Origin of the sequence: Faecalicatena orotica (assembly GCF_905197545.1) — a bacterium.
GTDB classification, from domain to species: domain Bacteria; phylum Bacillota; class Clostridia; order Lachnospirales; family Lachnospiraceae; genus Faecalicatena_A; species Faecalicatena_A orotica.
Genome location: NZ_CAJJZH010000010.1, coordinates 113,982 through 130,987 on the forward strand (window position 1 = coordinate 113,982; position 17,006 = coordinate 130,987).

13 protein-coding genes are annotated in these 17,006 nt (G+C 45.7%); 12 read left to right on the plus strand and 1 reads right to left on the minus strand.

The genetic code is table 11. The features are described 5' to 3' along the window. The 9 genes from ABIN22_RS19155 to ABIN22_RS19195 all read left to right on the plus strand — a co-directional run bounded on the left by ABIN22_RS19155 (window position 1) and on the right by ABIN22_RS19195 (window position 12,317). Window positions 1–1,050, plus strand: coding sequence for a galactitol-1-phosphate 5-dehydrogenase (locus ABIN22_RS19155; protein WP_109731197.1), 1,050 nt, complete (start codon window positions 1–3; stop codon window positions 1,048–1,050). 11 nt (window positions 1,051–1,061) lie between these two features. Beyond that, window positions 1,062–1,994 (plus strand): 1-phosphofructokinase, encoded by a 933-nt coding sequence (gene pfkB / locus ABIN22_RS19160; protein ID WP_346910580.1) that lies wholly within the window; start codon window positions 1,062–1,064, stop codon window positions 1,992–1,994. Window positions 1,995–2,015: 21 nt separating this feature from the next. Beyond that, window positions 2,016–3,026 carry an aldo/keto reductase gene (locus ABIN22_RS19165; RefSeq protein ID WP_109731195.1) on the plus strand — a complete coding sequence of 337 codons (1,011 nt, stop codon included), beginning with the start codon at window positions 2,016–2,018 and terminating at the stop codon, window positions 3,024–3,026. Window positions 3,027–3,190: 164 nt separating this feature from the next. Further along, entirely contained in the window at window positions 3,191–4,033 is an 843-nt protein-coding gene (locus ABIN22_RS19170; RefSeq protein WP_109731194.1) for a MurR/RpiR family transcriptional regulator, read from the plus strand. A gap of 105 nt (window positions 4,034–4,138) precedes the next feature. After that, on the plus strand, window positions 4,139–6,442 hold the full coding sequence (locus tag ABIN22_RS19175; protein WP_118623050.1) for a glycoside hydrolase family 95 protein: 2,304 nt from the start codon (window positions 4,139–4,141) through the stop codon (window positions 6,440–6,442). Between the two features lie 20 nt (window positions 6,443–6,462). Beyond that, window positions 6,463–7,719 (plus strand): PTS transporter subunit EIIC, encoded by a 1,257-nt coding sequence (locus ABIN22_RS19180; RefSeq protein WP_346910583.1) that lies wholly within the window; start codon window positions 6,463–6,465, stop codon window positions 7,717–7,719. 211 nt (window positions 7,720–7,930) lie between these two features. After that, the gene (locus ABIN22_RS19185) at window positions 7,931–9,535 is read left to right on the plus strand and encodes a helix-turn-helix domain-containing protein (RefSeq protein ID WP_346910585.1); all 1,605 of its coding nucleotides are present in this window, start codon (window positions 7,931–7,933) and stop codon (window positions 9,533–9,535) included. Between the two features lie 3 nt (window positions 9,536–9,538). Further along, window positions 9,539–11,338, plus strand: coding sequence for a cache domain-containing sensor histidine kinase (locus ABIN22_RS19190; protein ID WP_346910587.1), 1,800 nt, complete (start codon window positions 9,539–9,541; stop codon window positions 11,336–11,338). Next, window positions 11,316–12,317: a substrate-binding domain-containing protein gene (locus tag ABIN22_RS19195; RefSeq protein ID WP_346910589.1), complete on the plus strand. Its 1,002-nt coding sequence runs from the start codon at window positions 11,316–11,318 to the stop codon at window positions 12,315–12,317. The genes ABIN22_RS19190 and ABIN22_RS19195 overlap by 23 nt, the downstream gene beginning before the upstream one ends. Window positions 12,318–12,517: 200 nt before the next feature. Here the strand turns inward: ABIN22_RS19195 and ABIN22_RS19200 are convergent, their stop codons facing one another. Next, complete coding sequence (locus tag ABIN22_RS19200) at window positions 12,518–13,036, minus strand: hypothetical protein (RefSeq protein WP_118621444.1); 519 nt, start codon at window positions 13,034–13,036, stop codon at window positions 12,518–12,520. Between the two features lie 321 nt (window positions 13,037–13,357). On the opposite strand from ABIN22_RS19200, the gene ABIN22_RS19205 reads away from it, so the two are divergent. The 3 genes from ABIN22_RS19205 (at window position 13,358) to ABIN22_RS19215 (ending at window position 16,928) form a co-directional block, all read left to right on the plus strand. After that, on the plus strand, window positions 13,358–14,332 hold the full coding sequence (locus tag ABIN22_RS19205) for an ABC transporter permease (protein ID WP_346910591.1): 975 nt from the start codon (window positions 13,358–13,360) through the stop codon (window positions 14,330–14,332). 81 nt (window positions 14,333–14,413) lie between these two features. Continuing rightward, window positions 14,414–15,910 carry a sugar ABC transporter ATP-binding protein gene (locus tag ABIN22_RS19210; protein WP_346910593.1) on the plus strand — a complete coding sequence of 499 codons (1,497 nt, stop codon included), beginning with the start codon at window positions 14,414–14,416 and terminating at the stop codon, window positions 15,908–15,910. A gap of 13 nt (window positions 15,911–15,923) precedes the next feature. Next, window positions 15,924–16,928 carry an ABC transporter permease gene (locus tag ABIN22_RS19215; RefSeq protein WP_346910595.1) on the plus strand — a complete coding sequence of 335 codons (1,005 nt, stop codon included), beginning with the start codon at window positions 15,924–15,926 and terminating at the stop codon, window positions 16,926–16,928. The last annotated feature ends 78 nt before the right edge of the window (window positions 16,929–17,006 follow it).

Consider the following 17,006-nt stretch of genomic DNA (forward strand, 5'->3'; position numbering starts at 1 on the left):
ATGAAAGCAGCAGTTGTATGTGCAAACGAGGATGTGCAGTATCTCGAGTATGAGGAGCCGCAGGCAGGACCGGGAGAAGTGAAAGTAAAAGTAAAAGCTTCCGGAATCTGCGGTTCCGATATCCCGAGAGTTCTCCACAATGGAGTACATTTCTATCCCATCGTTCTGGGACATGAGTTTTCAGGCGATGTGGTTGCCGTAGGAGAAGGTGTGACAAAGGTTAAGGTCGGAGACAGAGTATCCGGAGCGCCGCTTCTTCCCTGTATGAAATGTGATGACTGCCAGAACGGGAACTTTTCCCTCTGCAAACATTACAGCTTCATCGGCTCCAGACAGCAGGGAAGTAATGCAGATTACGTCGTGCTCCCGGAGCAGAATGCGGTCGTATTTGACAAGAGTGTTTCCTATGAGCAGGGTGCCATGTTTGAGCCATCCACAGTCGCGCTGCACGGCCTTCTGCAGAATGACTATCAGGGCGGACAGTATGTGGCGATCCTGGGCGGCGGAACCATTGGGATGTTCACCATGCAGTGGGCGAAAATCTTTGGCTCCAAAAAAGTCGTCGTATTCGATATCAGTGATGAAAGACTGGAACTCGCGAAACGCCTCGGCGCAGACGAAGTGATCAATACGACAAAAGAAAATTATATGGAAGAGGCAATGGCGGTTACTGGTGGAAAGGGCTATGCTTATGTATATGAGACAGCGGGACAGGCGCCTACGATGTACATGGCATTTGAGCTGGCTGCAAATAAAGCCCATGTATGCTTCATCGGCACCCCTCATGTGGACCTTACGTTCACACCGGCAATGTGGGAAAACATGAACCGTAAAGAATTCAAACTGACCGGGTCATGGATGTCATACAGCGCACCTTTCCCGGGAAAAGAATGGGAACTGACGGCACATTATTTTGCAACAGGACAGCTGAAATTCGATCCGGGCTTCATCTTTAAGAAAATGCCGATGAGTCAGGCACAGGAAGCGTTCCAGATGTTCAAGACGCCGGGGCTTGTAAAAGGGAAAGTCCTGCTCATGAATGAAGATTAGGAGGTTCAGGCATGATACTGACAGTAACCTTAAATGCAGCGATTGACAAACGCTATGTGGTTGAGGAATTTAGGATAGGTGAAGTCAACCGTGTAAAGGAATGTGCCTATACACCCGGCGGAAAGGGCCTGAATGTGTCGAAACCGGCAGCAATAGCGGGAGCCGAAGTAGTGGCGACCGGATTTGTCGGAGGGCATGCAGGTAATTATATAGAAGATTCTCTGAAACCGTTCCATGTAACAAGTGCATTCTATCATCTGGAGGCAGAGAGCCGTTCCTGCATCAATATATGGGACGAGGCAAACAAGGTACAGACTGAATTTCTGGAGCCGGGATTCACGGTGACAGAAGAGGATTTTCAGGGATTCATGGAAACATTTAAAGAGCTTGTACAGAAGGCCGATGTTGTATCCATGTCCGGGAGTGTCCCGAAAGGCCTGGACGGCACAGCATACCAGAGGCTTGTAAAAATCGTGAAGGATGCGGGGAAAAAGGTGATTCTGGATACGAGCGGGAAACTGCTTGAGATGGGGATCGAAGCCTGCCCGACCATGATTAAGCCGAATATCGATGAGATTCGTATGCTGACGGGGAAATCCTGTGACAACATGATGGAAATGATAGAGGCGGCAAAAGAAATCCACAGGCGGGGAGTAGAGATTGTTGCAGTTTCCCTCGGAGGAGACGGCTCCTTCGTCGTATGTGACGAGGGGATCTATCAGGCAAAAGTGCCGAAGATTGATGCGGTCAATACCGTGGGCTGCGGAGACTCCATGATTGCAGGCTTTGCCCTTGGCCTGAGTGAAGGTATGGGGATTGAAGGCATCTTACGCAAGGCAAGCGCGATATCGGCGGCAGCGGCGTTAAGAAAGGAAACCGGATTTTTCGTAAAGGAAGATATGGAAAGAATCTTCCCTGAAGTTGTGATAACAAAATTAACATAAAAGAAAAAAGGAGATATGATTATGGGAACATGTATTAACCCGGCAGATGTGCCAAAAGTAAAGTTTTACACAGGAGAGGAAGTACCATGCGTAGGTATGGGAACATTCGGATCAGACAGATTCACGGCAGAGCAGGTATCAGCTGCAGTGGCAGGCGCAATCCGCTGTGGATACCGTATGTTTGACTGTGCGGCATGCTATGGAAACGAGGACCAGATCGGGGAAGTTTTCAAAGCTGCATTTGATGAAGGCGTTGTAGAACGCAAGGACCTCTATATCATGACAAAAGTATGGAATGATATGCACGACAGAGTGGAAGAATCCTGCAGAAAGAGCATTGCAGATTTACAGTGTGAATACATCGACCTGTTCTTCATCCACTGGCCTTTCCCGAACTATCATGCACCGGGATGTGATGTAGATTCCCGCAACCCGGATTCCAAACCATTTAGTGTAGAGGAATTCATGAGTACATACAGACAGTGCGAAGAACTGGTAGAAAAAGGCCTGATCCGCCACATCGGTATTTCCAACATGACAATTCCGAAACTGGAAGCTGTTCTGCCGGAAATGAAGATCATGCCTGTAGCATGTGAACTGGAACTTCATGTATGTTTCCAGCAGCAGGAATTATTCGATTATCTTGTGGCACACAATATCCAGCCAATTGGATTCATGCCGCTTGGATCACCTCAGAGACCGGAAAGAGATATGTGTCCGGAAGATGTCGCTGACCTGCAGACACCGGAGATGAAAGAGATTGCACAGGCACACGGAGTGCACCCGGCAACAATCGCCCTGAAGTGGGCACACCAGAGAGGCCAGATCCCGATTCCGTTCTCAGTTCATGAAGCGGAGTATGTGAGCAACTTAAAATGTATGACAGAAGATCCGCTGACAGACGAGGAAATGGCTAAGATCGCGACACTGGAGAGAAACAACAGACTCGTTAAGGGTCAGGTATTCCTCTGGGAAGGTGCGAAAGACTGGCATGACTTGTGGGATGAAGACGGAGTAATTGTAACTTTATAAGTCTGAATATAAATAAAAGCCAGCACGGCACTCATTACCGTGCTGGCCTTTATTTTTGATTTCTGTTGCTTCTGATATCCAATTGTAATATGATAGAAAAATATAGAGAATATCAATATAATACTATGGTTATACAGGAGGCTGAGGGAAGGAAGGTTTGGACCATGTATATTTTATACCAGCGGCTGGCTACTCTGATCAACGGAGAAGATGCGGATACGACAGAATACCATATTGCCAGTGTGATGATGGAGAATATGGACCATATTGTTGAAAATTCGATCGGGGAGATTGCGAAGCTGTGCAATGTTTCGAAATCCACGATCTCAAAGTTTGTCAGGGGCCTTGGCTTTGAAGACTATACGGATTTTAAGTGGGCCGCTATGGGCGAGAAGAAAAAGGAGATATATACAAAGGACGGAAGTACGATTAATATTACGGATTTTATCTGCCAGAACGGAGTGAATACCTATATGGATGTTCTGGCGAGGGATATCCGGCATTTGTTTGAAGGGGCAGATTTCCGCAAGATTGATGCCCTTGTCAGGGATATCCATGAGTATAAGAAGGTTGCTGCTTTCGGAGAAGTCTATTCGGAGACAGCGGCTTTGAACTTCCAGTATAAGATGTCACTATACAGAAAGTTTGTCTATACGACTATCGACGATATGAAACAGACCCGGTATATTGAAAATGCAGAAGAAGATACCGTTCTTGTTATTTTCTCGAATTCCGGCAGATATATCAATGTATACTCCAGACTGGAGGGCTGCCCGAAGAAGACCTGCTTCGATAAAACAAAGGCAAAGGTAGTACTTGTTACATCCAACGAGAAGATGCGGGATGATCCGCGGGTGGATGACTGCCTGATTCTGGATTATTCTGACAAGGTACAGAACCACCCCATTCTTTACCAGCTCCTTATAGAGCAGATTGCACTGAGATACCAGCAAATCTATGGTTTCCCGCAGGAAAATACAACAGAAGAAACAGAAATAAAAAGATGATACAAGAGAGAAATTACTGAAGGAGTTTCCAATATGCGAACTTTTCAGGAATTTCTTTTTTTGTTGCTATAATACCAATATAAAAAGGAGAGAGGAGAGGTGAGGATGAGTAAATTGTGGTTCCAAAAGGAAGCTGAAAACTGGAATGAGGCGCTTCCGGTAGGAAATGGATTTCTGGGCGCCATGTTTTTTGGCGGGACTGCATCTGAACGGATACAGGTGAATGAAGATTCTGTCTGGTCCGGTGGATTTATGGACAGGGTAAATCCGGATGCAGGGGCGAATCTGGATAAGGTCAGAAGACTTTTGGATGACGGGAATGTCAGAGAAGCCGAAAAACTTGCGGCCAGAAGCATGTATGGAACATATCCGCATATGCGCCATTATCAGACGCTCGGTGATGTCTGGATTGATTTTGCGGACATGCAGGACGGGCATCAGCTGGAATATACGAAAGACCATTTTCCAGTTGTTAAGATACAGGAGAAGGAAGTCTCGGACTATGAAAGATATCTGGACCTGGAAACGGCCACGGGAGGCATGTCCTACCGGACGGAAGGCGGGACACACGTAAGGGAGTATTTTGCATCTTATCCGGCAGAGGTGATTGTCTGCAGAATCAAAGCGGACGGGAAGAACCTGCTGAATTTCGAGGTGTCTGCGACAAGGAAGGACAACCGGAGCGGCCGGGGCGCTTCTTACTGTGATGGTGTCTGTGCACTGGATGACCGGACGATCTGTCTTCATGGCTGGCAGGGAAACCGGGACGGAATCGGGTTTGAAATGGCTGTTCGGGTAGAAGCATCGGGCGGAACCCGGTATAGTATGGGCAGCCGTATAATCGTAGAAGGTGCGGCAGAGGCTGTACTTTATATTACCGGCAGGACGACATACCGTAGCGGCGATCCCCATAAGTGGTGCATAGAGGCTCTCGCGCGTGCATGTACGCGGGGCGTCAGAGAACTGAAAGCGGAACATGTCTGTGATTACCAGAAATATTTTAATGCAGGCAGACTGTACCTGAAATCAGACGACGGGGGAAAACAATATACAGTACCAGAGCGTCTGGCAAGGATGAGGGAAGGCAGTTCGGATATCGGACTTATCAATATTTACTATGATTATGCTAGATACCTGCTGATTAGTTCGAGCCGGGAACACAGCCTCCCGTCAAATCTCCAGGGAATCTGGAATGAAGAATTCGAACCCGCATGGGGGTCAAAGTATACGATTAATATTAACATAGAAATGAATTACTGGCTGGCGGAAAAAACAGGCCTTTCCGCCCTCCACCTTCCGCTGATTGAGCATTTGAAGAAGATGCATGGACACGGGAAGGACGTTGCCGCACGAATGTATAAAGCGAGGGGCTTTTGCTGCCATCACAATACAGATATATGGGGGGACTGTGCACCGCAGGACAACCATACAACCTCGACGATCTGGCCGATGGGCGGGGCATGGCTATGCCTGCACCTGATCGAACATTACCAGTATACAAAGGACGAAGCATTTATTCAGGAGTATTTTAATATTTTGAGAGACAGTGTTTTGTTCTTTATGGATTATATGGTTCAGGATGCAGAAGGTTTTTGGATCACCGGACCTTCCAGTTCTCCGGAAAATATCTATCTGAATGATAAAGGAGAATTCGGCTGCCTGTGTATGGGGCCGACGATGGATATTGAGATACTGCGGGAACTGTTCAGTGGTTTTCTGGAAATCTCAGCCGGCCTTGGAGTGAAAGACGAACTGTATGCAGATGTCGAAAAGCATCTGAATGGACTGCCGCCTTTAAAAATCGGGAAACATGGCCAGATTCAGGAGTGGCGCAGTGATTATGAGGAAATAGACAGGGGGCACCGGCACATTTCCCAGTTGTTCGCCCTTTACCCGGGCAGCCAGATCAGGATAGGCGGTGCGCCCGAACTTCTGGAAGCGGCAGAGCGGACGCTGGAGAGACGACTTGAATCAGGAGGCGGACACACAGGCTGGAGCAAGGCATGGATTATTTTATTTTATGCACGGCTGGGAAAAGGAAAAAAGGCATGGCAGAACCTGAAGGAACTGCTGAGCAATGCGACTCTTGATAATCTGCTGGATAACCATCCCCCATTCCAGATAGACGGTAACTTTGGCGGGGCTGCGGGTATTATGGAAATGCTTGTACAGGATTTCCGGGAAGAAGTATATCTCCTGGGGGCCCTGCCGGAAGAGCTGGAAGAGGGAAGGGTAACCGGGGTTCATTTGAAGTGTGGCTGTGTGATAGATTTCACATGGGCCGGCGGGCATGTTGTGGAGGTTAAACTTCACGGGCTGCGTGACGGAAGTGTACAGATGATGGATGAGAACAGGAAATCTGTGAAGATAAGTTTTAAAAAGAATGAGGATAAAATCATAAAATTCTAATGAAAGGGTGGATAAATAGAATGAAATATGAAGCAATGATCAGAGAGATCATCACCAAAATAGGCGGAAGAGAGAATATTATCAGTGCATACCACTGTGCGACAAGACTGCGCTTTAAACTGAAAGAGGAGTCAAAGGCTGATGAGGCAGGAATCAAGGAGATCGAAGGTGTTCTCTCTGTAATCAAAAGCGGAGGTCAGTTTCAGGTGGTCATCGGGCAGCATGTTGGTGACGTGTATAAAGAGATGACGGCAATGTACAGTCTGGACGGAGAAAATACGGAACTCAAAGATGCAAAAGAGTTTAAAGAAGAGATGAAGGATAAAAAAGTAAGCAGCCGTCTTCTGGACACGATCTCCGGCGTATTTACCCCTGTGCTGGGAATGCTTATGGCAATCGGTGCTTCTCTTGTATATCCCTCCATCGCTGTGATTATGGCAGGGGAACCGTTATTCACCGCGTTTAGCGGAACGATATTCGAGTCACCGGTATATGTGACATTTCTCGGAATCCCCGTGATTCTGATGAATTATGCAAGCTCTGTTATTCCTGTTATTATCATCTGCTATTTTGCGGCAAAAGTGGAGAAGTTCCTTGCAAAGAGGATCGGGGACCTGCTTCGTTCCTTCCTTGTCCCGGCACTGACACTTATAATCAGCGTGATTCTGGGACTGCTTATCATCGGACCGGTTGTAAGCTTTATCAGCAGCCTGCTGGGAGCAGGTATGTCGGCACTGTTTAATTTAAATGCGACCATTGCAGGATTTTTGTATGGTGCGCTGATTCAGGTATGCGTCATGTTCGGGGTACACTGGGGATTTGTTGCCATTTCAATCAACAATCTGGCTACGCTTGGTTTTGATCCGATTACCATTGCAGGGCTCGCATCTGCATTCGGGCAGGCAGGGGTCGTATTAGTCATTCTTCTGAAGACAAGAAATAAGAAACTGAAGTCCATATGTGGGCCTGCGCTGATTTCTTCCATGTTTGGAATCACGGAACCGTGTGTATACGGTGTGACCCTGCAGTATAAGAAATCCTTTTTACTGGCCTGTATCGCATCCGGATTCGGCGGTGCGATTATCGGTGCAGCAGGGGTAAAACAGTATATTTACGGAGTGAACGGTGTATTTGGCTGGCTCCAGACCATTAATCCGGCGGTAGGATTTGATTCCACGACGGCTGCGGCGATCATGGCCTGCGTGGTAAGCTTTGTTGCAGCAATCGTATTGATGCTTATTTTCGGCAAAAATGTGATTCAGGAAACTAATAAATAAAACGCTATGTGCAGTCTTTCTCAATCTGGAGGGAGGCTGTACTTTTTTGCAGATGTTTATATGGAATCTCATGCCTGAAACACAGGGCCGGAACCCTCAAGGCAGCCTCAAGGCTGACCTCAAGGTTGAAAAAAATCTTCCACAATCTCTTTGGGTGATGTATACTATTCTTAGTATGTCGTTTAATTTGTTTACACGGGAGGAAACAGCAGTGTACAAGGTATTACTGGTAGATGATGAAATTCTGGTGCGTGAAGCGATCAGCGCCAAAATTGAATGGAATAAGCTTGGATTTGAACTGGCGAAGGATTGTGAGAACGGAAAAGATGCAATAGAGTTTATGAAGGAGAATCCGGTGGATGTAGTGCTCACGGATATCTGTATGCCATACATAGACGGAATGGGGTTAAGTAAGTTTGTATATGAGAACTTTCCCCAGACAACCATTATTATTTTCAGTGGTTACAGTGATTTTGAATATGCGAAAATGGCAATCCAGTACAAGGTGGCCGAGTATATTCTGAAGCCCGTTACTGCGAAGGAACTCTCCGAGGTTCTTGTCAGGATTAAGGAGAAACTGGACAGTGAGCGCCAGCAGGAACAGAAGATGGATGAACTAACGAAAGTTTACCACAGCTATACAAAGAACGAATCCCTGATCATTTCCAGAACGCTGTCCCGCCTTGTGAAGGGGACGCAGGAAGTAGAGACGAGCCTGAAAGAGCTAGAGGAATTCGGGATCTCGGTGGAGGGGGATTCCTACCGGGTGGTGGCGGTGGATATTGATGTTTATTCAGACCTGTATGAGGTCGATGACGAGCTGAAGAAGGAGAGTGCACTGATGTCGTTTGTGGTGGAGAATATCTCCAGTGAGATTGTCGGGAACCACAAGGCCGGTCTGGCATACAGGGATTCGGATAACCGAGTCTGCCTTCTTTTCCATACAAATAAACCAAAGGAGTTTGCAGCCGAGGCTGTGAAGATATGCAGTGAGATTAAAGAGACCGTATACGATACCATGAAACTGAGCATTTCGATGGGAATCGGGAAGTATGTGAATTCTCTGGATGAGCTTTATAAGTCATACGATTCGGCGGCCGAGATGCTGAAATACCGCTATACAAAAGGCGGCGGGGTGATCTTCGACTGTGAGAAGGAGGTCATGGCCGGCAATCCGATGGAGCTGGAGCAGGATTTTAAAGATATTGCCTCTGCACTGCGCAGTAAGGACGAAAAAACACTGACAGATACGATCAATCATATTGAAAGCTGGATGAAAACAGGTTATGTACGCAGAAATAAGTGCGTGGCATATCTTCACCAGGTCCTGCGCATTATTTATGAGACAGTGCTGGAGACGGAGGAGAATTTCCAACTGGACGATTCTGAGATTTCGAATATTACGGACGCCCGTAGTATTGAAAAGGCGGTCGGCCTGATACGTGATTATGCCGCAAGGGGGCTGGAAGCCGCCCTGGCAGCGGGACAGTCCAGCGGGGAACGCCAGGCAGTCATGGCGATAGATTACCTGAAGGAAAATTACAGCAATCCGGATCTGAGCCTGAACCATATCTGTGAGTATTTGAACATCAGCACAAGCCGTTTCAGCAGTATTTTTAAGGAAACAACGGGCAAGACGTTTACGGAGGTACTGACAAATATACGCATGGAGCGGGCAAAGCAGCTTCTCCGCCAGACAAGCCTGAAGAACTATGAGATTGCAGAAAAGGTGGGGTTCAGTGACCCGCACTACTTCAGCATCGCATTTAAGAAAATGACCGGGAAGACTCCGAAAGAGTATGCCAGGGAGAATTAGACTATGAAAAAGGAAACGGAAACCAGAACATTATTTGGCAGATTCAAAAGTATACAGAGCACAATGATGGTTTCATTTTCTGCGCTGATGGTGATTGCCGTGCTTATTTTCCTGTTTATTGCCCTGAACTATACGAAGAATTCGATTTATGAGAACTCCATCAACTACACGTCCCAGATTATCAAACAGGTGAATTATGACATTGATTCTTATGTGAAGTATCTGGAGAATATTTCGTTTATTGTCTCCACAAGCAGTGATGTTTCCAATTACCTGTACAATGAGGGGCAGACGGATATGGAAAGAGAGGAGGAAAAGGAGCGGATTCTTTCTCAGTTCAAGACGATTATGGACAGCCGCAGCGACATCTATAATATTGCGGTTGTAGCAAATAACGGGCGCAGCATCCTCAATGACGGGGAGGATGAATTCACGGAATACATTAATGTCAGGGATCAGGACTGGTACAAGGCTGCACTGGAGGCGAAGGACGGGACGGCAATCTCTTCTTCCCATGTACAGAATGCAATCAAAAGCAGCTATAAATGGGTAATCACACTGAGCAAGGCGCTGATTAATTACAATAATGCCCAGAATGAGGGAGTATTTTTTGTTGACCTGAATTATACGTCTATCAGTGAGCTCTGCAACAATAATAATATAGGCAATAAAGGATATATATTTATTCTGGATGAGGACGGGAATATTATCTACCATCCCAAGCAGCAGCTGATGTACGGCGGGCTGATCACGGAAAATGTGGATGATATCATGGCCTGCAAAGAGAATTATTTTAACACAGGTGATAAGATTTATACCATTTCAAAATCAGACAAGACTGGATGGACCGTAGTGGGGGCGGCAAACACTTCTGAGCTTCTGAAGAATAACAAACAGGCGCAGATGATGTACCTGCTCGTGGCGGCGGTGCTGCTTCTGGGGGTTATCCTGATTTCAAGCATTATTGCCAGAGAAATCACAAGGCCGATCCGGCAGCTTCGTGATTCCATGAGCATGGTGGAGGAAGGTCAGTTTGATAAGGCGAATGTGGCAGTTACGGCCAAGAATGAGATCGGAAGCCTGAGCAAGTCTTTTAATGTCATGACCGAGCGTATCCATACCCTTATGGAACAGAATGTATATGAACAGAAACAGAAGCGGAAGAATGAAATGAAGGCGCTTCAGGCGCAGATTAACCCCCATTTTTTGTATAATACTCTGGACTCTATTATCTGGATGTCTGAGGCGGGACAGAACGAGGAAGTTGTCCTGATGACTTCTGCTCTGGCAAAGCTTCTCAGGCAGAGTATCAGCAATGACAGGGAACAGGTCACGGTTGCGGAGGAGATTGAATATGTACGCAGTTATCTGACAATCCAGAAGATGAGGTATAAAGATAAACTGGAGTATTCCATAGAAGTATCACCGGAGATTAACCATATCATGATCATCAAGTTTGCCCTGCAGCCGCTTGTGGAGAATGCGATTTACCACGGCCTGAAGTATAAAGAGACAAAGGGAAACCTGAATATCAGAGGGTACGAGCGCGGTGACAAGGCGTATATCACGATTGCAGATGACGGAGTGGGTATGGATGATGCGGTGCTGGAACATATTTTTGACGAGACAGCGAAGGAGCATAAGTCAAACGGTGTAGGGGTACCGAATGTACAGAAGCGGCTTCAGCTATATTACGGGCCGGAGTATGGGATTTCATATATCAGCAGAAAGGGGGTAGGGACAGTGGCGACTGTCACAGTGCCGCTGAACAGCAGAGTGGATGATGAAGAGACAGACAAGTAAAAAAGTGTTGACAGGGATCTTTTTATTTTGTATATTTGCTTCGATTCTGGTGGTCGCATACAGCATGTTTATTTCCAGAGACCAGGAAAAGCAGATCTATAATATTATCATGGTGCCAAAGACGATAGACGATACAAACGATTTCTGGACATCGCTGATAGCCGGGGCAGAGCTGGGAGCTGAAGAATTCAATACAAATCTGGAAGTTCTTGGCGGAAAGTCGGAAGTGGATATAGCCGGGCAGATCGAGCGTATTGAAGAAGCTATCAAAAAGAAACCGGATGTGATGCTTGTTGCGCCATGCAGTTATTCGGAGACGACGGAAGCACTGCAGAAGGTGGTTGATAACGGAATTAAACTGATTCTGATTGACTCTGTGATCGATAAGGATATTGCACAGAGCGTCGTGGCAACCGATAATTATCTGGCGGGAAAGCAGCTGGGAGAGTTTGCGAGAGGGCTGATTGATGAGAATACGCAGATCGGTATCGTTGCCCATGTCAAGGGTGCCTCCACGGCCATCGAGAGGGAGAACGGACTGCGGGATGGTCTGGGGAAATATGAACCACAGGTGAAAGACGTCGTATTCTGCGGGTCATCTTATGATAAGGCGTATTCCCTGACCCTTGAGATGCTGGCAGACTACCCGGACCTGGGGATGATTCTTGGGACAAATGAGTATTCTGCGGTCGGTGCGGCCAGAGCGATCAAGGATTTAGGCCTGACCGGAAAAGTGAAGGTAGTAGGATTCGATAATTCAGTAGAGGAAATCCAGCTCATGGAAGAGGGCGTCTTTCAGGGTATTATTATCCAGAAACCGTTTAACATGGGGTATCTGGGGATTGAGCAGGCGGTGGATTTAATGAACGGCAAGAACATCGAGAAAAATCTGGATTCCGGCTGCAAGCTGATCAACAGGAATAACATGTACGAGGAAGAAAACCAGAGGCTTTTATATCCGTTTACAGGGCAGCAGTAGGTGTGATTTTGGGATGACACAGTATGAAAAAAGGTTAAAAAATTACCGGGTGTAATTTTTTAACCTTTTTTAGTAAGATTTTCAATTTTCAAAAATAGTTCTAAAGAGTATACTAACAACATAAAAGTTACAAAAAGTTAATAAATTGTTCATCTTTAGAATATAAACGATGGATTGTACGGCAGGAACTCTCAGCGGAATTATTCATCTGCTGCAGTAGATACTTTAGGATTCAGATAAGAATACTGGAGTGCTTTCTGCGTATCTGTGGTCATGGCACTCAATATAATGTTGCCTTCCTCGAGATACCAGACATCGCCGTAGCTAGACGGGGTCTTCGGATCATAGCCGCTTTCACCGTAAGCCTTCTCGACTTCCTCATGGATTGCATCGTAGGTTTCCTGAAGGTCTTCATCAGATTCGGCACTGTAGGTCCAGGCGACACACATCAGTTTATTATCACCGTCGTACATATATTTGATGGTACCGTCCAGATCCATATATTTCTTCGGATAGGTATAAGTGGTTCCGTCGTATACGGAATCGTAAGTATTGTCGCTGTCACCTTCCAGTTCGACCATGTCATCGTAAGAATTTTCCCAGGTGAGTTCCGTAAAAGGAAAACCTGCAGGTTTCTTTTCAGACTGACATCCGGTCAGGACTCCGGACACAAGAACAAGTGTAAGAACGACAGACAGCAGAGAACGTAAATGCTTCATAAGTAATTAATAACCTCCTTTTGCTGGCCAGCGAACAGCCGGCCGCGGTTGAATAACGACATTATAATGAGTTTCCGGCACAAATGCAAGAGGTTATTATTTTTTTGGGGCCGGCGGCATAACAACCGCAATATAAATGTGAACGTAATGCAGCAAGTAAACATATATGAGGGAGAAGGAGGGATTGTAATGTTGAAAAGCACAGCAACAGAAGAAGGGATGGCTGGTGCGGGATAAATTCTGCATGGCCGGTGCCGGCAGTATACCGGCACAAAAAATATTACGAAAATCAGTATGGCTGAAGAAGTAGGAGGAAGAAAAGTGGGAAAGATTAAGCAAAATCCTTTTGTGAAAAAGGTGGGGTTTAACAGAATCGTGTTATGCTTCGTTTTGATTCTTCTGTATGGATTCTTCTGTGTGATGACGCAGGGAAAATTTGCAGGGATGAACCGAATCTTAAGTGCCCTTAACTATGCATATTTTCTAGGATTCTTATCATTGGGAGTTACTTTTGTAATTGCAACAGGCGGAATTGATTTCTCGATCGGACCGGTTATGTTCTGCTGTGCACTTGTTTCTGGTTTCAGTCTGATCTCATACGGCGTTCCGATGCCGCTTGCGATGGTGATCAGTGTTATTGTAGGACTGGCTTTTGGTATTTTCAATGGTTATCTGGTTGCATACTGGTCAGTACCGTCATTCATTACTTCAATGGCAAGTATGAATATTGCAAAAGGTCTTGCATCTGTATTTACAAAGACTCAGTCAGTCAGCTGGCCGCAGTCAACGGCAGAGGGCGGATGGTACAGATATCTGGTTAAGGTAGGGGATATCCCGGTAGGGCTTATCATTTTCCTGATAGTTGCAGTAATCTGTGCAGTGATCCTGAATAAGACAAAGATCGGACGTTACATCCTGTCTCTTGGAAGCAACAAAGAAGCGGTCAGGCTTTCAGGAGTCAATGTTAAGAAATGGGAAATGACCGCATACATTATTTGTGGAGTTCTGGTTGGAATCAGTGCACTGTTCTATGTATCGGCATATACTACAGTTCAGCCTGGTTATGGTGATCAGTATAACAATGAAGCAATTGCAGGGTGCGTAATGGGAGGAACTTCTATGGCAGGAGGTCTTGCATCCATAAGCGGTACTGTGATTGGTGTGTTTATCATCGCTTTGCTCCAGGAAGGAATTCTGGCTCTTGGCTTTACGAAAGATTATCAGCTTATAATTACAGGTATTATTGTTATTGTCGCAGTATTCAGTGACGTTGTTTCAAGACGCAGAAAGAATTAATTTGGAGTCTTCCATAGCAGCTAAAGCAATGATACATGGAAATCGAAGAGTGAAAGTAGATAGAAAGGCAAGGGTAAGAGAATGGGCGAAGTTATATTAACAATGAAAGATATTGATAAATCTTTCCCTGGTGTTCATGCACTGGACCATGTAAATCTGGAAGTCAGAAAAGGTGAGGTTCATGCACTAATGGGAGAGAATGGTGCCGGTAAGTCTACACTGATGAAGGTACTGACTGGTATTTATAAGAAAGATTCCGGTACAATTACATATGAAGGTAAAGATGTAGAATTCGCAAATACGAGGGAAGCACAAGATGCAGGGGTAGTAATCGTGCATCAGGAACTGAACATGCTTGGCCACCTGACGGTTGCACAGAATATCTTCATCGGAAGAGAATTTAAGAAGGGCATCCGCATCGACGACAAGAAGATGAACGACGAAGCAAGAAAACTTTTTGAGAGAATGAACATCGACATCGATCCGAAAGAAACCATGAGCAGACTGACCGTCGGCAAACAGCAGATGTGTGAGATTGCGAAGGCCATTTCCCACGAAGCAAAGGTTATTATCTTTGATGAGCCTTCAGCGGCCCTGACAGAGACCGAGATCGAGGAACTGTTCAAGATCATCCGTGATTTGAGAGAAAAGGGACTGGGTATTGTTTATATCTCCCACCGTATGGACGAGATTAAGAAGATTACAGACCGTGTTACAGTCATGAGAGACGGTACATATGTCGGAACTCTGATTACAAAAGACAGTACAAAGGATGACATCATTAACATGATGGTTGGCCGTGTTATTTATGAAGATCCTAAGACAGAGAGTATGGTTCCGAAGGATGCTCCGGTTGTGCTCAAGGTGGATCACCTGAATGCCGGAAAGATGGTTCAGGATGTAAGCTTTGAATTACATAAAGGCGAGATCCTCGGCTTCTCAGGACTGATGGGCGCAGGACGTACAGAGACAGCACGTGCGTTGTTTGGTGCAGACCCGATTGAGAGCGGAGATATCTATATTAACGGACAGAAGGTTACCATTAACAATCCGCAGGATGCTGTTAAGAACGGTATCGGATATTTGTCTGAGGATAGAAAGAGATACGGAATCGTAGTCCAGAAATCAGTTGCCGAGAATACAACAATGGCAACACTGGAAAATTATATGAACGGTATCTTTATCGATAAGAAGAAGGAGAAGGAAGTTGCAGAAAAGTATGTAGAATCACTTGCAACAAAGACTCCGGATGTTGACCAGCTTGTGGTGAACCTGTCAGGTGGTAACCAGCAGAAAGTCGTTATTGCAAAATGGCTGACAAGAGACTGTGACATCCTGATATTCGATGAGCCTACAAGAGGTATTGATGTCGGGGCAAAGAGTGAGATTTACAAACTGATGAATCAGCTGGCAGCAGATGGAAAAGCCATTATTATGATATCCTCTGAGATGACGGAAATATTACGTATGAGTGATAGAATTATCGTAATGTGTGAAGGCAAGAAGACAGGTGAGCTGGATATTTCCGAAGCTACACAGGAAAATATCATGAATCTGGCTACACGAGAGATTGAGTAGGGAGGAAAAGAAAATGGCAGACAATAAGACTAAAACGGCTGTTAGAAAGGAGTCTACGATCGAAAGACTCGGAGGACAGAAATTCGTTGTTCTTCTTGTAGTAATCGCATTGTTTATCTTCTTCTGTGCGCTCAGCCCGAATTTTAGAAAATATACAACGTTTGTAAGTATTCTGGATTATTCATATTACATTACATTGATGGCAGTAGGTGTTGCATTCCCGCTGATGACAGCAGGTGTTGACCTTTCCATAGGTACCGGACTTATTTGTTACTCACTGGTAGGTGGCTACCTGATCGCATTCCACGGATGGCCGACATGGGCAGGCATGCTGATAAGTGTACTGTTTGGCGTTGCTATAGGAGTAGTAAATGGATGTCTTGTAGCCCTGATGGATTTACCACCATTCCTTGCAACTTTGTGTACATGTATGATTACAAGAGGACTTGGATCCATTATTGTAGGTGGATTTGGAATCTCATGGCCGGCAGCAGCAGCTCCGGGAGGATGGTTCAGAAGTATTTTCAAGATCCAAATGAATGGGACTAATATTCCGATAGGTTTCTTATGGATTATTTTAATTGTCATTGCAATGACATTTGTCTTGAATCATACTAAGATCGGTCGTTATACACTGGCAATCGGAAGTAATAAAGAAGCAACGAAGCTATCAGGAGTTAATGTTAAATTCTATCATATTTTTGCTTATGTGATTTCAGGATTTTTTGCAGGGCTGGCAGCTATCTCTTATTCTGCTATCTTTGCAACAGTTCAGCCGGGTACCGGAGCAGGATTCGAGCTGGAGGCAATCGGTGGTGCAATCATCGGTGGTGTATCCATGTCAGGCGGTGCGGGCAGCATCAGCGGAACACTGGCCGGAGTATTCGTTATCTGTCTTCTGAAGACGGGGCTTCCGTTCATCGGACTGACGGCAAACTGGCAGCAGATCATTATCGGTCTCGTGCTGATTGCAGCCGTACTCGTAGATATTCTGAGAAGAAAGAAAGACAATGTATAATCGAATATAGGCAACTCTGTAACTCTATTTTAAGGATAGATAGCGGTCAGAGGAACTGGTCTGTGTACCAAGCTCTAA